This window comes from Metabacillus sp. GQ13 (assembly GCF_059758525.1).
Window position 1 is genome coordinate 1 of sequence record NZ_JCAXET010000047.1, and the last position, 642, is coordinate 642.

The 642-nt window shown below is 34.7% G+C and carries 1 protein-coding gene; it reads left to right on the forward strand.

Features of this window, described 5'->3' with window-relative positions; translation table 11 throughout:
• A partial coding sequence (locus AC6CHR_RS25040; protein ID WP_498251902.1) for an ISL3 family transposase occupies positions 1 to 642 on the forward strand: 642 nt, incomplete at both ends.

Genomic DNA, 642 nt, shown 5'->3' on the forward strand with positions numbered 1-642 from the left:
GGTTACGAAAGAACCTTTAGATATTTTACCAAATCGATATAAAAACACAATTAAACAGTATTTACAAAGACATGGTGAAAATGTTCAGGTTGTTGTCATGGATATGAGTCCATCTTTCAAAGCAGCCGTTCAAACATCACTTGGAAAACCGGTTATAGTGGCCGATCGCTTTCATTTCTGTCGTTATATCTATTGGGGACTTGATGGAGTTAGAAGAAGAGTGCAACAAACCTTTCATTCGTATGACCGTAAAAAGTGTAAGCGAATGAAACATGTTTTTCATAAAGCAAATCATCGCTTAACGGATAAAGACAGGTGGTATCTAGAAAGGTATTTGGAAATGTCAGACGAACTTAAAAAAGCCTACGAGTTAAAAGAAGCATATTGTCAATGGTTTAAGCGAGCGAAAGAAAGTACACAGGAACAAATTGCACACGTGAAAGAGGAATTACTCGACCTTTACGAAATGATCGAAACTTCAGGTATACCAGAGCTCACAAAAGTAGTAAAAACCTTTAAAAATTGGCAAATAGAAATACTGAATAGTTTCGTTTATAAGTATTCAAATGGATTCTTAGAAGGTATCAATAATACAACAAAAGTGTTAAAGAGAAATGCCTATGGTTTTAGAAGTTTTGAACG